Origin of the sequence: Actinomadura kijaniata (assembly GCF_014138665.1) — a bacterium.
GTDB lineage: Bacteria > Actinomycetota > Actinomycetes > Streptosporangiales > Streptosporangiaceae > Spirillospora > Spirillospora kijaniata.
Window position 1 is genome coordinate 1,392,055 of sequence record NZ_JACJIA010000001.1, and the last position, 17,004, is coordinate 1,409,058.

At 73.4% G+C, this 17,004-nt stretch carries 15 protein-coding genes; 7 read left to right on the forward strand and 8 right to left on the reverse strand.

Features of this window, described 5'->3' with window-relative positions; translation table 11 throughout:
- Positions 1–6: 6 nt before the first annotated feature.
- From HNR61_RS06625 to HNR61_RS06635, 3 genes are read right to left on the reverse strand one after another with little or no spacing between them, the layout of a single operon-like run.
- Positions 7–900 (reverse strand): metal ABC transporter permease, encoded by an 894-nt coding sequence (locus HNR61_RS06625; RefSeq protein WP_182842113.1) that lies wholly within the window; start codon positions 898–900, stop codon positions 7–9.
- Positions 897–1,571: a metal ABC transporter ATP-binding protein gene (locus HNR61_RS06630; protein ID WP_182842329.1), complete on the reverse strand. Its 675-nt coding sequence runs from the start codon at positions 1,569–1,571 to the stop codon at positions 897–899. Before HNR61_RS06630 ends, HNR61_RS06625 begins: the two co-directional genes overlap by 4 nt.
- A gap of 20 nt (positions 1,572–1,591) precedes the next feature.
- Positions 1,592–2,575, reverse strand: coding sequence for a metal ABC transporter substrate-binding protein (locus HNR61_RS06635; protein WP_312897787.1), 984 nt, complete (start codon positions 2,573–2,575; stop codon positions 1,592–1,594).
- Positions 2,576–2,670: 95 nt separating this feature from the next.
- On the opposite strand from HNR61_RS06635, the gene HNR61_RS06640 reads away from it, so the two are divergent.
- The 3 genes from HNR61_RS06640 (at position 2,671) to HNR61_RS06650 (ending at position 5,949) form a co-directional block, all read left to right on the forward strand.
- Positions 2,671–2,955, forward strand: a complete 285-nt coding sequence (locus HNR61_RS06640; RefSeq protein WP_067817121.1) for an antibiotic biosynthesis monooxygenase family protein — start codon at positions 2,671–2,673, stop codon at positions 2,953–2,955.
- A 116-nt stretch (positions 2,956–3,071) separates the two neighbouring features.
- Complete coding sequence (locus HNR61_RS06645) at positions 3,072–4,334, forward strand: DUF1906 domain-containing protein (RefSeq protein WP_182842114.1); 1,263 nt, start codon at positions 3,072–3,074, stop codon at positions 4,332–4,334.
- A gap of 226 nt (positions 4,335–4,560) precedes the next feature.
- On the forward strand, positions 4,561–5,949 hold the full coding sequence (locus HNR61_RS06650; protein ID WP_182842115.1) for a glycine--tRNA ligase: 1,389 nt from the start codon (positions 4,561–4,563) through the stop codon (positions 5,947–5,949).
- A 336-nt stretch (positions 5,950–6,285) separates the two neighbouring features.
- On the opposite strand, the gene HNR61_RS06655 is transcribed toward HNR61_RS06650, so the two are convergent.
- The gene (locus HNR61_RS06655) at positions 6,286–6,963 is read right to left on the reverse strand and encodes a hypothetical protein (protein ID WP_182842116.1); all 678 of its coding nucleotides are present in this window, start codon (positions 6,961–6,963) and stop codon (positions 6,286–6,288) included.
- Between the two features lie 234 nt (positions 6,964–7,197).
- Between HNR61_RS06655 and HNR61_RS06660 the strand changes: the two genes are divergently transcribed.
- On the forward strand, positions 7,198–7,644 hold the full coding sequence (locus tag HNR61_RS06660) for a hypothetical protein (protein WP_182842117.1): 447 nt from the start codon (positions 7,198–7,200) through the stop codon (positions 7,642–7,644).
- Positions 7,645–7,719: 75 nt separating this feature from the next.
- Positions 7,720–9,993, forward strand: coding sequence for a protein translocase subunit SecD (gene secD, locus HNR61_RS06665; RefSeq protein ID WP_182842118.1), 2,274 nt, complete (start codon positions 7,720–7,722; stop codon positions 9,991–9,993).
- On the opposite strand, the gene HNR61_RS06670 is transcribed toward secD, so the two are convergent.
- Together HNR61_RS06670 and HNR61_RS06675 are read right to left on the reverse strand one after the other, a co-directional pair.
- Positions 9,911–11,116 (reverse strand): sensor histidine kinase, encoded by a 1,206-nt coding sequence (locus HNR61_RS06670; RefSeq protein ID WP_312897788.1) that lies wholly within the window; start codon positions 11,114–11,116, stop codon positions 9,911–9,913. The two genes, secD and HNR61_RS06670, sit on opposite strands and share 83 nt — an antisense overlap.
- Positions 11,113–11,778 carry a response regulator transcription factor gene (locus HNR61_RS06675; protein ID WP_067817147.1) on the reverse strand — a complete coding sequence of 222 codons (666 nt, stop codon included), beginning with the start codon at positions 11,776–11,778 and terminating at the stop codon, positions 11,113–11,115. The genes HNR61_RS06670 and HNR61_RS06675 overlap by 4 nt, the downstream gene beginning before the upstream one ends.
- A gap of 139 nt (positions 11,779–11,917) precedes the next feature.
- Between HNR61_RS06675 and HNR61_RS06680 the strand changes: the two genes are divergently transcribed.
- The gene (locus HNR61_RS06680) at positions 11,918–12,436 is read left to right on the forward strand and encodes a M15 family metallopeptidase (protein ID WP_246441971.1); all 519 of its coding nucleotides are present in this window, start codon (positions 11,918–11,920) and stop codon (positions 12,434–12,436) included.
- A 311-nt stretch (positions 12,437–12,747) separates the two neighbouring features.
- Here HNR61_RS06680 and HNR61_RS06685 read toward each other — a convergent pair whose 3' ends face one another.
- Positions 12,748–13,179: a hypothetical protein gene (locus HNR61_RS06685; protein ID WP_182842120.1), complete on the reverse strand. Its 432-nt coding sequence runs from the start codon at positions 13,177–13,179 to the stop codon at positions 12,748–12,750.
- 125 nt (positions 13,180–13,304) lie between these two features.
- Here HNR61_RS06685 and HNR61_RS06690 point away from each other — a divergent pair, with 125 nt between their 5' ends.
- Positions 13,305–15,053, forward strand: coding sequence for a bifunctional metallophosphatase/5'-nucleotidase (locus HNR61_RS06690; protein WP_182842121.1), 1,749 nt, complete (start codon positions 13,305–13,307; stop codon positions 15,051–15,053).
- A 59-nt stretch (positions 15,054–15,112) separates the two neighbouring features.
- On the opposite strand, the gene HNR61_RS06695 is transcribed toward HNR61_RS06690, so the two are convergent.
- Positions 15,113–16,990, reverse strand: a complete 1,878-nt coding sequence (locus HNR61_RS06695) for a glycoside hydrolase family 15 protein (RefSeq protein WP_182842332.1) — start codon at positions 16,988–16,990, stop codon at positions 15,113–15,115.
- Positions 16,991–17,004 lie beyond the last annotated feature (14 nt).

A 17,004-nucleotide genomic window follows, 5' to 3' on the forward strand; every position in this document is an offset into this window, starting at 1 on the left:
CCTCCGTCATCCCCCGAGCACCTCCGCCTCGGCGTCCACCTTCGTGCGCGCCGGCGTCGCACCGGCCCGTCCGAGCGCTCCCCGGGCGGCCCGCCTGCGGCGCAGCGCCGTTCCCCCGACGACCGCGACGGCGAAGACCGCCAGGGCCAGCAGCACGATCGACGGGCCGGGCGGCAGGTCGTACCGGAACGAGCCCGCCAGGCCGGTCACCGCCGACAGTACACCGATCCCCATCGCGAGCATCATCGTGCTCCGGAAACCACGGGTCACCTGCTGCGCCGCCGCCACCGGCACGATCATGAGGGCGCTCACCAGCAGCAGCCCGATCGCCCGCATCGCGATCACCACCGTGACGGCGGCGGTCGCGGCGATCAGCACCGACAGGAACCGCACCGGCAGGCCGGAGGCGCGCGCCACGTCCTCGTCCTGGCTGAGCAGGAACAGCTCGCGGCCGAACACGGCCACGATGCCGAGCACCACGACCGCCAGCCCGACGACCACGTACAGGTCGGTGACGGTGACGCTGCTGATCGAGCCGAACAGGTAGGACTGGAGGCTCGCGCCGCCGCCGCCCTGCGCGTTGGTCAGCAGCACGCCCCCGGCCAGGCCGCCGTAGAACAGCACGGCCAGCGCCACGTCCGCGCCGCTGCGGCTGCGGGCGCGCAGCACCTCGATCGCGACCGCGCCCAGCACCGACACCGCCAGCGCCCCCAGGACGGGGGAGTTGCCGGTGAGCAGGCCGAGGCCGATGCCGGTGAGGGCGATGTGGCCGATGCCGTCGCCGAGCAGCGCCAGCCTGCGCTGCACGATGAACGTGCCCACCGCCGGGGCGGTCAGCCCGATCAGGACCGCCATGACCAGGGCGATCCGCATGAAGTCGTACTGCAGCATCTCGATCACGCGGCGCTCCGGGGGGTGAGGGGGCTCTCCTCGCGCAGGATCCGCCCGTGGTCCAGGTGCACGGTGCGGGTGACGAGCGGCTCCATGGGGCCGAGCTCGTGGGCGACCAGCACGACGGTGCGCCCCCCGGCGACCAGCGTGCCCAGCGTGTCGGCCAGGGCCTCCTGGTTGGCGGCGTCGACCCCGGCGGTCGGCTCGTCCAGCACGAACACGTCGGGCTCGCCCGCCAGCGCGCGGGCGATCAGCACCCGCTGCTGCTGGCCGCCCGACAGCAGGTGCGCGCTCTCGCGCTGCCGGTCGGCGAGGCCGACGGCCGTCAGCGCCCGGTCCACGGCGGCGCGGTCGGCGGCCGAGGAGGGCCGCCACCGCGACTGCCGCGCGACCCGGCCCGACGCGACGACCTCGCGGACCGTGGACGGCACGCCGCCGCCCATCGGAAGCCGCTGCGGCACGTAGCCCACGCGCTTCCAGTCCTTGAACCGCGCGGGCGGCCGGCCGTAGATCTCGGTGCGGCCCTCGCTGAGCGGCAGCAGCCCGAGCAGCGCCCGGATCAGGGTGGACTTGCCCGCGCCGTTGGGGCCGAGCACGGCCAGCACGTCGCCGGTGCGCACGGTCAGGTCGATGCCGCGCAGCACCTCGCGGCCGTCCAGCCGCACGCGGCCGCCGGTCATCGCGAAGGGGAGGGCTTCGGTCACTTGCACTCCAGGGAGGACCGCAGGGTGTCCAGGTTCTTGCGCATCACGGAGAGGTAATCGTCGGAGGACCCCTCCTTGATTCCCTCGACCGGGTCCAGCACCGCCGTCTTCACCCCCGCCTCGCGCGCCAGGGTCTCGGCCACCTTGGGGCTGACCAGGGTCTCGGTGAACACCGTGGTGGCCTTGGCCTCGCGGATCTCGTGGGTCAGCTCGCCCAGCCGCTTGGGGGAGGGCTCGCTGGACGGGTCCACGCCCGCGATCGAGACCTGCTTGAGGCCGTACCGGTCGGCCAGGTAGCCGAACGCCGCGTGCGCGGTGACGATCGTCTTCTGCTCGCAGGTCCCCAGGCCGGTCTTGAACCGGCCGTCCAGGTCGGTGAGCTGCTTGGCGACGTCGGCGGCGCGCGACCGGTAACCGGCGGCGTGGGCGGGGTCCAGGGCGGCCAGCCGCTTGCCGAGGGCGTCGGCGACGGTCGCCATGCGGTTCGGGTCCAGCCAGATGTGCGGGTCGGACTCCTTGCCGCCGCCGTGGTCGTGCTCGTGGCCCTCCGCGCCGTGCTCGTGGGCGTGCTCCTCCTCGGCCGGCGGGGCCAGCGTCTTCACCACGCTCGCGGCGTCCAGGGCCTTGTCGCCCTTGGCGTGCTTGGAGACGGCCTCGTCCACGGCGGGCTGCACCCCCTTGACGTACAGGGTCAGCTTGGCGCGGCCCACGTCGGCGACCTGCCGGGCGGTGAGCTCCTGGTCGTGCGGCTCGGCGCCGGGCTTGGCGAGGGTCTGCACGGCGGCGTCGGCCCCGCCGACCTTCTCGGCGAGCCAGGCCATGGGGTAGAACGACGCGGCCACGCGGATCTTGTCACCGGAGCCGCCGGAACCGCCGGAGCCGCTGCCGCCCGCGTCCCCGCAGGCGGTCAGGCCCGCCAGGGCGAGCACGGAGACGGCGGTCAGCGGGAGGGCGCGCAGGCGCTTTCGGGAGGTCAACACGGTTCAAGTGTGCACGAAAATGAAAATGATTGTCAAAAGCGGGGCGAACCGGGCCCCGGCCCCGTGCCGCCGCCGGGCCTGCCAGGATGGGGCGCATGCTCGCCATCACCCGGTACCGGGTCCCCGCCGACCGCGCCGAGACGTTCGCCGCCGAGATGGACGCCGTGCTGGAGACCCTGGCGGCCAGCCCCGGGTACCGCTCGGGCCGGCTGGCCCGCACCGTCGACGACCCCGACCTGTGGGCCCTGGTCACCGAGTGGGAGGGCGCGGGTTTCTACCGCCGCGCCCTCGGGGTGTACGACGTGCGGCTGCGGTTCATCCCCCTGGCCGCCCTGGCGGTGGACGAGCCGGGCGCCTACGAGGTCGTGGCCTCCCGCTGACCCAGGGCCGGTCAACGCCGGTCAACGCCCGTCAAAGAACCCGCGCGCCTCGTTTCGCCGCGCGCGGCCATGGTCATCACTAGGCCCGTCACGGGATCATGACGGGGGAGATGTCGATGCCGCACGCCGCTCTGCTCGCGGGACTGCTGGGAACGGGGATGGTCGCGACCCTGCTCGCCGAGGCGACGCCGGCCGCCGCCCGCTCCACGCCCGCCCCGCGGATCGTCGAGTACCGGGGCCTGCGCATCCCGGTGCCCGCCGGATGGGAGGTCCACCGGCTCGACCGGGACCCCGACCGCTGCGTCCGCCTCGACCGCAACGCCCTCTACCTGGGCACTCCCGGTGAGCAGCCCGACTGCCCGGCCCGCCTGGTGGGCCGCACCGAGACCCTGCACATCGAGCCGCGGAGCGAGCCGTCGGCGCGGCGCCGCGCCGCCGTCCGCGCCGACCGGCTGGCCCGCCACACCCTGCGGCCCGCCGCGGGCAACGACGTCCGGTTCGCGGTCCCGGAGGCGGGCGTCACGGTCAACGGCTCCTACGGCGACTCGCCGGAGGCGCTGCAGAACGTCATCCGCTCCATCCGCCTCACCGGCTCCTGGCCCGCCGAGCCGCCCGCGGCGTTCCGGCGCGCCGTCCCGCAGCCCGTCCCCGACCTCGCCTGGCGGCCGCCGTCCGGGGCCGGCACCGGCGAGAAGCGCTGGGCGAGGGGCAGGGGGTTCGACACCTGCGCCGCCCCCTCGCTGCGGGCCATGGCCGCCTGGCGGCGCGCCTACGGCATCGCCAACATCTACATCGGCGGCGCGGCGCGCGGCTGCGCCCAGCCCAACCTGACCCGCTCCTGGGTCCGGCAGACCCGGCGCATGGGCTACCGTCTCATCCCCACCTACGTGGGGCTCCAGGCGCCCTGCACGAAGTTCAAGCGGCACCGCTTCACCGCCCGCAACGCCGCGGCCAAGGGCGCCGAGGCCGCCCGCGACGCGGTCCACCGCGCCCGCCTGCTGGGCATCCCGCGCCGTAAGCCGATCTACTTCGACATGGAGGCCTACAACAGCCGCGACGCCTCCTGCCGCAACGCGGTGCTGCGCTTCGTCGACTCCTGGACGCGGGGGCTGCGCGCCCGGCGCTACGTCCCGGGCGTCTACAGCAGCGTGGGCTCGGGCATCGTCGACCTGGGCCGGGCCAGGGGCATCGCCAAGCCCCGCGCGATCTGGTACGCCCGATGGGACGGCGACGACAGCGTCTACGCCGACCCGGCGCTGCCGCCCGAGTGGTGGCCCCCGCACCGCCGCATCAAGCAGTACCGGGGCCCGCACCGCGAACGCCACGGCGGCGTCACCATCAACATCGACAGCAACTCCGTCGACGGACGCGTCTACTGAGCCGCGTCGCCCGGGCCGATGTGACGGGGCGGGGTCGCGCGGATCCGTCGGGTTGTCGTCTGCGACCTCGCCCTGGTGCTCTAAGCTTTTGGGAAAGCGCAGGGAGCGCGGGGGGACCGCGCGCTCCACAGCCGAAACCGGGGATCTCACACTCGCTCAGCCGCCGCGCGCGGCCTCGCGGGCGTACGGACAATCCCGCCGACCGCCAGCCGGATGGAGAATGCTCATGGCACGCCGTTCCGACGTGTTGGACACGATCGTCAACCTCGCCAAGCGGCGGGGCCTGGTCTACCCGTCGAGTGAGATCTACGGTGGCCTGCGGGCCTCCTGGGACTACGGGCCGCTCGGCGTGGAGCTGAAGAACAACGTCAAGCGCCAGTGGTGGAAGTCCATGGTGCAGGGCCGCGACGACGTCGTGGGCCTGGACTCGTGCGTGATCCTCGCCCGCGAGGTGTGGGAGGCGTCCGGCCACGTCCAGGCGTTCGTGGACCCGCTGACCGAGTGCCAGTCCTGCCACAAGCGGTTCCGCGCCGACCACCTCGAAGAGGCCTACGAGGAGAAGCACGGCAGGGCCCCGGCGGGCGGCCTGGCCGACATCACCTGCCCGCACTGCGGCGTCAAGGGCTCGTTCACCGAGCCGCGCATGTTCAACGGCCTGCTCAAGACCTACCTCGGCCCGGTCGAGGACGAGACCGGCCTGGCCTACCTGCGCCCGGAGACCGCGCAGGGCATCTTCATCAACTACCTGAACGTGCAGCAGTCGGCGCGCCGCAAGGTGCCGTTCGGCATCGGCCAGATCGGCAAGTCGTTCCGCAACGAGATCACCCCGGGCAACTTCATCTTCCGGACCCGCGAGTTCGAGCAGATGGAGATGGAGTTCTTCGTCAAGCCCGGCTCCGACGAGGAATGGCACCAGTACTGGATCGACCAGCGCTTCCAGTGGTACACCGACCTCGGCATCCGCAAGGATAACCTGCGGCTGTACGAGCACCCGGCCGAGAAGCTGTCGCACTACTCCAAGCGGACCGTGGACATCGAGTACCGCTTCGACTTCGTCGGCAGCGAGTGGGGCGAGCTGGAGGGCGTCGCCAACCGCACCGACTACGACCTGTCCACGCACGCCAAGGCGTCCGGCACCGACCTGTCGTTCTTCGACCAGGAGGCCGGCGAGCGCTTCGTCCCCTACGTCATCGAGCCCGCGGCCGGGGTGGACCGCTGCACGCTGACGTTCATGATGGACGCCTACGCCGAGGACGAGGCGCCCAACGCCAAGGGCAAGCTGGAGAAGCGCACCGTCATGCGCCTGGACCGCCGCCTGGCCCCGGTCAAGGTCGCGGTGCTGCCGCTGTCGCGCAACGCCGACCTGTCCCCGAAGGCGCGGGACCTGGCCGCCCAGCTGCGCAAGCACTGGAACGTCGACTTCGACGACGCCGGCGCGATCGGCCGCCGCTACCGCCGCCAGGACGAGATCGGCACGCCGTTCTGCGTGACCGTCGACTTCGACACCCTGGAGGACGACGCGGTGACCGTGCGCGAGCGCGACACCATGAGCCAGGAGCGCATCTCGCTCAGCCAGGTCGAGTCCTTCCTGGCCGCGCAGCTGATCGGCTGCTGACCTCCCCGAGGACCGCGACGGCGGGCCGCCCCCGGACGCGGGGCGGCCCGTCCGCCTTTCCGGCCCCGTCATGACCGGGAAGCGGATCATCCCGATGCGGACGGAGGGCGCGGAGACGACCAGGCCTGGTCGCGCCGATCCCGTCCTCATCGCCGACCACGCGCAGGCCGCCGCGCCCGCGGACCATCCGGGCGCGCCGCAGTCTCTGCCGCCGTCCGACGGCCTCCCCACCGGGCCGAGCGTCCGCACGCCGCCGCGGGGCGCTGTCGCGCGGGTGAGCGAACGGGCCGCCCCCGGACGCGGGGGCGGCCCGTCGGTCCACGGGAGGCCGTTCCGTCACGAGCCCGTGACGTAGAGGGTCTGGTTGAACGTGCCCGGGGCGGTCTCGCCCTGGAGCGTGTAGGTCGCGGTCACCGTCGCGGTGGAGGGGCACAGGAAGCTGCCGCCGCTCTGCCGGGCGACGGTGGCGTTGTTCACGCCGACCTGGGCCTGGGCGACCGAGGTGACGGGGCGGTTCGGGTTGTCGGGGTTGTAACCGTTGGCGACCAGGTTGCCGCCGTAGTAGCAGGTGATGCCGCCCAGGATGCTGGCGACGGCCCGCACGCGGAAGTTGGCGATGGTGACGACGGCGTCCCGGCCGCCGGTGTGCGCGGCGTCGTAGACGACGCCGCCACCGCTCCAGGGCAGGTTCTGGGTGGTCACCGTGACGCTTCCGGTGTCGCCGGGGCAGGCGGGGCCGGGGTCGTTGGTGAACGCCGCCTGGGTGATCGTCATGCCGGTGCCGTCGGAGTTGACGGACCCGGTCATGGTGGAGCGGTTGCAGGAGCCGCCGCCCAGGGAGGTGGACACCGTCGCGTTGCCGAGCAGGGAGGCGCGGACGTTGCCCGCGTAGGGGTCGGCGGTGGCCGAGCCCTTGCGGATCGTGGTGGTGGCGGCGGAGGCGGGGGGAGCGACCAGGGCGACGGTGGCCAGGGCCACGGCGGACGCCAGGACGGACTGTCTGATACGTGCCACCTTGTACTCCTTTGTGGAGATTTGCGGGGGGTTACCCGAAAGTAATTCGGCTTTGTGATCCAGGCAACACGGGGGAGGCGGGGCGGCACTGGCCGGATGGGGACACGTTCGTGGGCCGGGGTTGCCAGGGCGGCCGAGAGGGCACGGGAGGGGACTCGCCGCTCCCGCGCCACAAGATCATCGATGTGGGGTAGCGTGGCGGTGACCGTCCGGCCGCCGAGGGGAGTGAGGCACATGCCCGGCTCCCGTGCGCGCCCGCCCCACCCCGAGGAGCGGGGCCGGCTGGCGCGGCTGCTGCTGGTGGCCCTGGGACTGCTGGGCTTCATGGTCGTCCCGGCGGCCGGCGCGACCGCCCCGGCGGCCTCCGGCGTGCGCGTCGGGCCCGCGCAGGCGGGCGCCGGGAACGCCGCCCGCGTCCGTTCCTCCCGCCCCCGCGCCCACCATCACCGCGCCCACCGTCACCGCACCGACCACCACCGCGCGGAGATCACCGTCGCGGTGCTGCGGCACCTGGTGGCCGCCCCGTGCTGCGGCCAGGACCAGGCGACCCCGCCGCCCGCGACGGAGCCGCGCCCGGACCGGGCGGTGCGCCTCGCCGCGGCCGACCGCCCCGGCGCGGTCCGCTCCGTCGCCCGCGTCCCGTCACGGAGCCGCGCTCCGCCCGCCTCCCACCGGATCTGAGCCCCTTTTCCCGATCCGACCGGCGGACCGGCGGCCCGCGCCGCCCCGCCGGTGCTCCCTGTGGAGGTTCCTCTCTTGACTCGCGCCAACCTGGTGCGGGTGGTCCTGGCGTTCGCCGTGCTCGCCGGATCGCTCTACTTCGCCCTGTCCCAACCCGCCCGCCTGGGCCTCGACCTGCGCGGCGGCACCCAGATCGTCCTGGAGACCAAGGACGCCCCGAACGTCAAGGCCGACCGCGAGTCCACCGACCGCGCCAAGGAGGTCCTGGAACGCCGGGTCAACGCGCTCGGCGTCGCCGAGTCCTCGATGACCCGCTCCGGCGAGCGGCGGATCATCGTCGAGCTGCCCGACGTGCAGGACCCGACGCAGGCCGCCGGCGCCCTCGGCCGGACCGCGCAGCTGACCGCGCACCCGGTCCGGCCCGACCCCACGGCCAAGCCCGCCAAGGGGGAGCAGGCGCTCCCCGACGAGCAGGGCCAGCCCGTCCTGCTCGGCCCGCCCGTGCTGACCGGCGACGGCGTCGAATCGGCGTCCGCGCAGTTCGACGCCCAGGGCGGCACCGGCTGGTCGGTCAACATCAAGTTCCGCGGCGACGGCGGCCGGGCCTGGGAGAAGGTCACCGCCGAGGCCGCCTGCAAGTCCGGCCACGACCGCCGGGTGGCGTTCGTGCTGGACGGCAAGGTGATCTCCTCGCCGTCGGTCACCGAGCAGGTCGCCTGCGGCGTCGGCATCACCGGCGGCGCCACCCAGATCACCGGCAGCTTCGGCCCCGAGGAGGTCAAGGAGCTGTCGGCGCTGATCCAGGGCGGCTCGCTGCCGGTCCCGGTGCAGATCATCGAGCAGCGGGTGGTCGGCCCCACCCTGGGCGCCGAGGCCATCGAGGCCAGCGCCTGGGCGGCGGTCATCGGCGTGATCCTCACCGGCCTGTTCATCATCTTCGTCTACCGGCTGGCCGGGTTCCTGGCCACCATCGCCCTGGCCTGCTACGCGCTGATCTCCTACGCGGCGCTGGTGGCGATGGGCGCGACGCTCACCCTGCCGGGCCTGGCGGGCTTCGTGCTGGCCATCGGCATGGCGATCGACGCGAACGTGCTGGCGTTCGAACGCGCCCGGGAGGAGTACGCCCACGCCCCCAAGCGCGGCCTGGGCAGCGCCCTGACCACCGGCTTCACCAAGGCGTGGTCGGCGATCGCCGACTCCAACATCACGACCCTGCTGGCGGGCGGCCTGCTGTTCTTCCTGGCCTCCGGGCCGGTGAAGGGCTTCGGTGTCACGCTGGCGATCGGCGTGCTGGGCTCGCTGGTGTCGGCGATGCTGCTCAGCCGCGTCCTCACCGAGGCGGTCCTGTCCCGCCGCGTGGTCGAGCGCCATCCGGCGCTGTCGGGCCTGAACGGCGTCGGCCGCGTCCGCCGCTTGCTGGACCGCCGCCGCCCGGACCTGATGAAGCGCCGCGCCCTGTGGCTGTCGATCTCCGGGGTGGCCGTCCTCCTCGCCATCACCGGCATCTTCGCGCGCGGCCTGAACTTCGGCGTGGAGTTCACCGGCGGCCGCCTGGTCGAGTACTCCACCTCCAAGCCGGTCGACATCGACACCGCCCGCGAGGCCGTCGTCAAGGCGGGCTTCCCCCGCGCGGTGGTGCAGGCGTCCGGCAAGGACGACATCTCGGTGCGCACCGAGAAGCTCGACAACGCCGAGGTCACCAAGATCCAGAACGCGCTCGCCGAGCGGGGCGGCCCGACCACCAAGGAACGCGACGAGCTGATCGGTCCCAGCCTCGGCGACGAGCTGCGCACCAAGGCCCTGATCGCGCTGGCCGTCGCCCTGCTGGTCCAGCTCGCCTACCTGGCGTTCCGGTTCCGCTGGACGTTCGGCGCGGGCGCGGTGGTGGCGATGTTCCACGACGTGGCCCTCGTCACCGGGGTGTTCGCCTGGCTCGGGAAGCCGATCGACGGCGTCTTCCTGGCCGCGCTGCTGACGGTGATCGGCTACTCGGTGAACGACTCGGTCGTGGTCTTCGACCGCATCCGCGAGCTGTGGGGCGAGCGCCGCGACGCGCCGTTCGCCGAGGTCGCGAACCTGGGCGCGCTCCAGACGGTGCCCCGCACGGTCAACACCGGCATGGGCGCGGTGTTCATCCTGGCCGCGCTGGCGATCCTGGGTGGCGACTCGCTGACCGACTTCGCGATCGCCCTGCTGATCGGCATCGGGGTGGGGACCTACTCCAGCGTCTTCACCGCGACGCCGCTGGCGGTCTTCTTCGAGCGCTTCACGAAGGCCCCCGCCCCGCACGCGAAGAAGCTCCAGCGCCCGGCCCGCCGCGACCCGCACGACTCGGGCGCGGTGATCTGACCCCGTCCCTCCGGGGCCGCGCGGACGCGGCCCCGGAGGGCAGGGTCACCGTCACGGTGAGCCCGCCGCCCGGCTCGGGCGCCAGGTCGAGCCGTCCCCCGTGCGCGTCGACGACGGCGGCGGCCAGGGGGAGCCCGAGGCCGTGGCCGCGCCGTGCCGGGTCGGGGTCGGCGGTGCGGCCCCGCGCCCGGAAGAACGGCTCGGTCAGCGCGCCGACCAGGTCCGCCGGGACCACGGGTCCGGTGTTGCGCACCACCAGGCGGGACCCGCCGTCCCCGGTCCCGGTCCGCACCGACGCCGACCCGCCCTCGGGGAGGTTGTGCCGCAGGGCGTTGCGCAGGAGGTTGGCCGCCATCAGGACCAGCAGGGCCCCGTCGCCGGCGACGGGCGCCGGAGCGAGGTCGGCCGCCAGCGTCACGCCCAGGGCGGCGGCCTCCTCCCGCACCTCGTGCAGCGCGCGGGCCGTGGTCCGGGCCAGGTCCTCCGGCGCGGACGCCACCGGCGCGTCGCCGATGGCCGACAGACGCAGCAGCGCGTCGACGACCTCGACGCCGCGCTCGTTGGTCTCGCGCAGCCGCCGCAGCAGCCGCGCGTGGTCCTGGCCGCCGGGATCGGCGATCGCCACGTCCAGCATCGTGCGGGTGACCGACAGCGGGGTGCGCAGCTCGTGCGAGGCGTTGGCGGCGAACCGGCGCTGCCGTTCGAACGACGCCTGGAGCCGGTCCAGCATCAGGTCGAAGGTGTCGGACAGGTCGGTGAACTCGTCCCGCCGCCCGGTGAGCCCGATCCGGTGGTCGAGGGATCCCTCGGCGGCCCGCCGGGCCGCCCGGTTGATCTCCTGGAGGGGCCGCAGCACCCGGCCCGCGACGAACCAGCCGCCGCCCAGCCCGATCACGGCCAGCAGCGCCAGCGCCCAGCCCGAGGCCGTCAGCAGCGTGTCCAGGATCTCCTCGCGCGACGGCGCCCACCGGGTCTCCCGGGGGTTGGCGGGCGCCAGCGGGTAGTTGGGGACGTACCGCATGCCCACGTAGACCACCGCCATGGTGACCGCCCCGGCGCACACCAGGAACAGCGCGTAGCTCAGCGTCAGCCGCAGCCGCGCCGTCAGCCGGAACCCGCTCACCGGTCCGCCTCCAGCCGGTAGCCGACGCCCGGCACGGTGTGGATCACCGGGGGGTCGCCCAGCCGGGCGCGCAGCGCCGAGATCGTGATGCGCACGGCGTTGGTGAACGGGTCGGCGTTCTCGTCCCAGGCCCGCTCCAGCAGCGTCTCGGCGCTGACCACGCCGCCCCCGGCGGCCACCAGCACCTCCAGCACGGCGAACTGCTTGCGCGCCAGCGCCACGTACCGCCCGTCCCGGTACACCTCGCGCCGGAACGGGTCGAGCCGGATCCCGGCGTGCTCCAGCACCGGCGGCGCGCCGTGGGCGGGCCGCCGCGCCAGCGACCGCAGCCGCACCACCAGCTCGGGCAGCTCGAACGGCTTGGTCAGGTAGTCGTCGGCCCCGATCTCGAACCCGGCGACCTTGGCGGCCAGGTCGCCCGCCGCCGTCAGCATGATCACCCGGCAGCCGAGCCCGCGCCCCACGATCCACCGGCACACGTCGTCGCCGTGCACGCCGGGGATGTCGCGGTCGAGCACCACCACGTCGTAGTCGTGGACGGCCAGCCGTTCCAGCGCCGCGTGGCCGTCCCCGGCGATGTCGGCGGCGATGGCCTCCAGGCGCAGCCCGGCCTGCACGGCCTCGGCCAGATAAGGCTCGTCCTCGACGACGAGAACCCGCATGAATCCCCCCGATCGGTCCGGGACCCATGGTAGACGGCGGCGTATATCGAAAACGTATGCGAAAAGGAATACGCTCTCGCAACGCGCTTTCGGGTGGATTGGCGGCATGTTCGCTCACCGCATTACCGCCATCGCCGCCATGACCCTCCTGGGAGTGTCACTCACCCTCACGGCCTGCGCGGACGGCCCCGCGTCCCTGGCCGATGCGCCCGCCCCGAAAGGGGACGGGCGCATTTCCGACGCGCGCGGGATCTCCCCCTTCGACACCGGCCATCCGGCCATTCGCAACCTGGATCAGGATCTTCTGCGGGCGGTGCGGAAGGCCGCCGACAAAGCGAGGCGACAGGGCGTCGAAATGTTCGTGACCTCCGGCTGGCGGAGCGTGGAGTACCAGCGGAGCCTCCAGGAACGGGCGGTGGCTCGGTACGGCAGCCGCGAGCAGGCCGAGCGCTTCGTGCTGTCCCCCGAGAAGTCGGCCCACGTGAGGGGCGAGGCCGTCGACATCGGCCCGACCGACGCCGACGACTGGCTCATCCGCAACGGCGCGGAGTTCGGCCTGTGCCAGATCTACGCCAACGAGATGTGGCACTTCGAGCTGGCCACCAGGCCCGGCGGCGAGTGCCCGCCCCCGAAGCCCGACGCCAGCGCGGCCCACTGACCCGGACGGCCGGAAGACGGTTCAACCCGCCACCAGGGACGTCCGCAGCCGCCCGGTGACGCAGCGGACGGAGAAACGTTCCCGCTGGTACGTCCAGTTGGACTCCCCGGGGGACGTGTACCGTTCCGGTGGGCGGGAAGTCGTACAGCTCCAGCTCGTCGGCGTACCGGCTGGCGCCGAGCCGGTCGTCGAACAGGTCGTCGCAGAGCCGGTCGACGTGGCGTGTCGCCTCCTCGTCCGGGTAGCCCCCGTGGGCAGCGGCACCCTGCCGACGGCCTCGCCGTGGTGGGGCCGGTCGCAGGGCAGCACGGTCACCAGGTTGGTGGCCGCCTCGCGGAGAGCCCGACGAAGCAGTCGCCGGGCCGCAGGAACGGGGCGAGGGTCCTGCCACCGCCCGCGGAGACCCGGCCGGAGGCGTCGCGTCGCGGGCCGGACAGCTCGCCCAGCGCGACGATCGTGATCACCCCGACCGCGAACAGCCACGCCGTGGCCGCCGCGAGCCCGCCGGTCGCCAGGGCCCGGCCGCGTTCGCCGCGGCGGCCGATCTGGACGAGGGCGGCGATGCCGAAGCCCACCGTGACGATCGCGAACCGGTTGAGCCGGGGACGCCCGGCCGGGGACGGCGTGGGCACCTCGGACGGTGCGGTGGGCGGCGCGGGCGCCGCGGGGGCGTCCGGGGCGGCCCAGGCGAGGGGCTCGTCCGGCCCGGAGGGGGCGGAAGGCGAGGTCACGAGGCGCGACATCAGCGATCCACGGCGACAAAACGGTCACGGTCGCCGGCCACCTGTCATCTCGCGCTCATCCACCGGTCGTCCGGCGGCCATCCGATGATGATCACCTGCTTCCGGAGCGACGGGAGATCATGCGGATGGGACGACGCGCGGCGGCCGCGGTCACGGCGGCGGTCGTGACCGCCGGGACCTGCGGGACGGCGACGGCGGCGGTCGAGCCGGTGGACGTGCAACTGCTGGCCATCACCGACTTCCACGGCTATCTCCGGGCCCACGACGACGGCAACGGGCAGGTGAGGCTGCCCGACGGGACCGTGCTCAAGGTCGGCGGGGCCGCCTACAACGCCGCGCACCTCAAGCGGCTGCGGGCGGGCAAGCGCAACTCGATCACGTTCTCGGCCGGGGACAGCTTCAGCGGCTGGCCGTTCGAGGTGGACGCCTTCCAGGACGAGCCCACCATCGAGGTCCTCAACGCGTTCGGCCTGCGCTTCTCGGCCGTGGGCAACCACGAGCTGGACGTCTCGCCGGAGTTCCTGAAGGACCACATGGGCCGGGGGCGCTGCTTCGGCCGGGTGGACGTGGACAGCTGCTTCACCGACTCCACGGGGCGGCGGTTCCGCGGGGCGCGGTTCCCCTTCCTCAGCGCCAACATCGTGGGCGCGCGGACCGGACGCCCGATCCTGCGGCCCTACACCGTCGAGTGGGCGCGGGGGAGCGGCGGCCGCCGGATCCCCGTCGGGTTCATCAACCTCACCGTCACCGACACCCCGGCCGGCAGCACCTCCTACCAGCCGGGCCTGAGGGCGCTGCCGCTGGTGGAGACGGCCGCGCGGTACGCCGCCGAGCTGCGCCGCAAGGGCGTGCGGGCGATCGTCGCCAACGTCCACGAGGGCGGCCAGGCCGACGGCGCGGGTTTCAACGGCTGCCACAAGCCCTCCGGCCCGGTGATCGACTTCGCGCGGGCCGCCTCGCCCGACATCGACGCGATCGTCACCGGGCACTGGCACGCGGGCTTCAACTGCTCGATCCCCGACCCCGCCGGCCGGCCCCGGCCGGTCGTCGAGGGCCTCAACCACGGGCGGCTGATCAGCGAGATCGGCCTGCGGCTCGACCCGCGCACCGGCGAGGTGCTCCGGGACCGCACCACCGCCGTCAACCACCCCGTCACCCGCGACCTCGCCCCCGACCCCGAGGTCGGCAGGATCGTCTCCTACTGGAAGGCCCGCGGGGAACGGCGCGCCGCCGAGCCGCTCGCCCGGCAGACCGGGGATCTCACCCGGACCCCCAACGCCCACGGCGAGAGCGCCCTCGGCGACCTGGCCGCCGACGTGCAGCACTGGACCGCCGCCCGCACCCGGCGGGGCCGCGCCGACCTCGCCCTGGTGGCGACCCGGCCGCACAAGGGGTCGACGGCGCTGGCCCGGGACCTGCCGTTCGCGAAGGGGAACGCGGCGGGCGACGCCGACGGGGTGATCACCTTCGGGGAGGCGTGGGCCGCCTACGGCTACGGCAACCCCGTCCTCACCGTCACCGTGACCGGCGAGCAGATCCACCAGGCCCTCGAACAGCAGTGGCGGGACGGACGCTTCGCGCCGCTGGCCGTGTCGCGCAGCGTCCGCTACCGCTACGACGCCTCCCGCCCCGAGGGCGACCGCGTGGATCCCGGGGACGTGACCATCGACGGGAGGCCGCTGGACACCGGCCGCGACTACCGGCTGGCGGCCCTGGCCTACACCCTCATCGGAGCCGACGGGTATCCCGCGTTCGCCGGGTTCCGGCAGGCGTACCGCAACCAGCCCGCCGACCACGAGGCGTTCGTCGCCTACCTGCGGGCGCACCCGGCGGTCACGCCCCCGTCCCCGGACCGCGTCACCGGCGGAAAGTGAGAAAGGGCACACCCGTGCGGGGTGCGCCCTTGTCACGTGGCCGAGCAGGCCGGTGCGGGTCAGGCCAGCGGAGCCGGGGGCTCGCCCTCCTCGGCGCGGATCACCTGGGTGACCGCGTTGATCAGCGCCAGATGGGTGAACGCCTGCGGGAAGTTCCCCAGGTGGCGGCCCGAGTGCGGGTCGATCTCCTCGGCGTAGAGCTGGAGGTGGCTGGCGTAGGACAGCAGCTTCTCGCAGAGCGCCTTCGCCCGCTCCAGCTCACCGATCATCACCAGCGCGCTGACCAGCCAGAACGAGCAGATCGTGAAGGTGCCCTCCTCGGAGTCGAAACCGTCGTCGGTCTCGTGCGCCCGGTACCGCAGCACCAGGTCGTCCTCCGACAGCTCGTCGGCGATCGCCAGCACCGTGTCGCGGACCCGCTTGTCCTCCGGCGGCAGGAAGCCCAGCAGCGGGATCAGCAGCGACGAGGCGTCCAGCGCCGTGGCCCCGTAGTGCGCGGTGAACACCCCGCGCTCGTCCAGGGCGTTGTCCAGCACGTCGGCGTGGATCTCGTCGGCGGCCTGCTGCCAGCGGGACGCGCGCTCCATGTCGCCGCGGATGCGCGCCAGCCGCGCGCCCCGCTCGGCGGCGACCCAGCAGAACACCTTGGAGGAGGTGAAGTGCTGCGGCTCGCCGCGCACCTCCCACATCCCGGCGTCCGGGGTCTTCCAGTTGGCCAGGGCGTCCTCGACCTGCTTGACGACGATCTTCCACAGCCGGTCGTCGAGGCGGTCCCGCTTGCGCACGAACAGGTAGATGGAGCCGATGATCGCGCCCCACACGTCGTGCTGGTTCTGGATGTAGGCCTCGTTGCCGATGCGCACCGGACGGGCGTTGTCGTAGCCCGACAGGTGCTCCAGCGTCGACTCCGGCAGCTCGGCGCGGCCGTCCAGACCGTACATGATCTGGAGGTTGCCCTCGGCGGCCTCGGCGACGTCGGTGATGAAGTAGAAGAAGTCGTTGGCCTCCCAGTCGTAGCCGAGCGTGTAGAACGCCCACAGCGCCATCGTCGAGTCGCGGATCCACGTGTAGCGGTAGTCCCAGTTGCGGACCCCGCCGGGCGTCTCCGGCAGCGACGTCGTCGCGGCGGCGGCCACCGCGCCGGTCGGCGCGTAGGTCAGCCCCTTCAACGTCAGGGCGCTGCGCTGCAGGTGGCTGCGCCAGGGGTGGTCGGGGAACCGCCCCCGGTCCAGCCAGTGCTGCCAGTGGTGGACGGTCCACACCAGCCGGTCGTGCGCCTCCTCGTAGGTGGCGGGCGGCTCGTGCTCGCTCCACGACAGCGCCACGAACCGGGCGTCGCCCTGCTTCAGCAGCGTCCGGGACGTGGCCAGCGGCCCCTCGAACCCCACGTTCATGTCGGTGGACAGCCGCAGGTTGATGCCGTTCCCGCGGGCCACCGCCTCGTGGTAGCCGAGCCCGGTGTGCTCCCAGCGCGCCGGGGTCTGCCCGTAGTCGAACACCGGCATGCAGTCCAGGCGGACCTGCACCTGCCCGTTGACGCACCGGACCATCCGCAGCAGGACGTGGTCGGCGTCGTAGTCCGTGGGGGCGCGCCGGTGCGTGTGCGACCGCTCGGTCTCGTGGTGCCAGGGCCCCATCAGCAGGGCGTCGGTCACCACCAGCCAACCGCCGTGCACCCACCAGGTGGTCTCCATCACCATGGTGCCCGGGATGTACCGCTGCGCGGCGGGCACCTCCACGCCCGCCGGGCCCACCCGGAAATAGCCCGCGTCGCGGTCCAGGATCGACCCGAACACGCTCGGCGAGTCCATCTTGGGCAGGCACATCCACTCGATGTTCCCGCTGGGGGCGACCAGCGCGGTCGTCTCACAGTCGGACAGGAACCCGAAATCGGCGATAGGAGCGAACGGCTCTCCCGCCCGGCCTCCGGCGACCATCGGCCTCACAACCT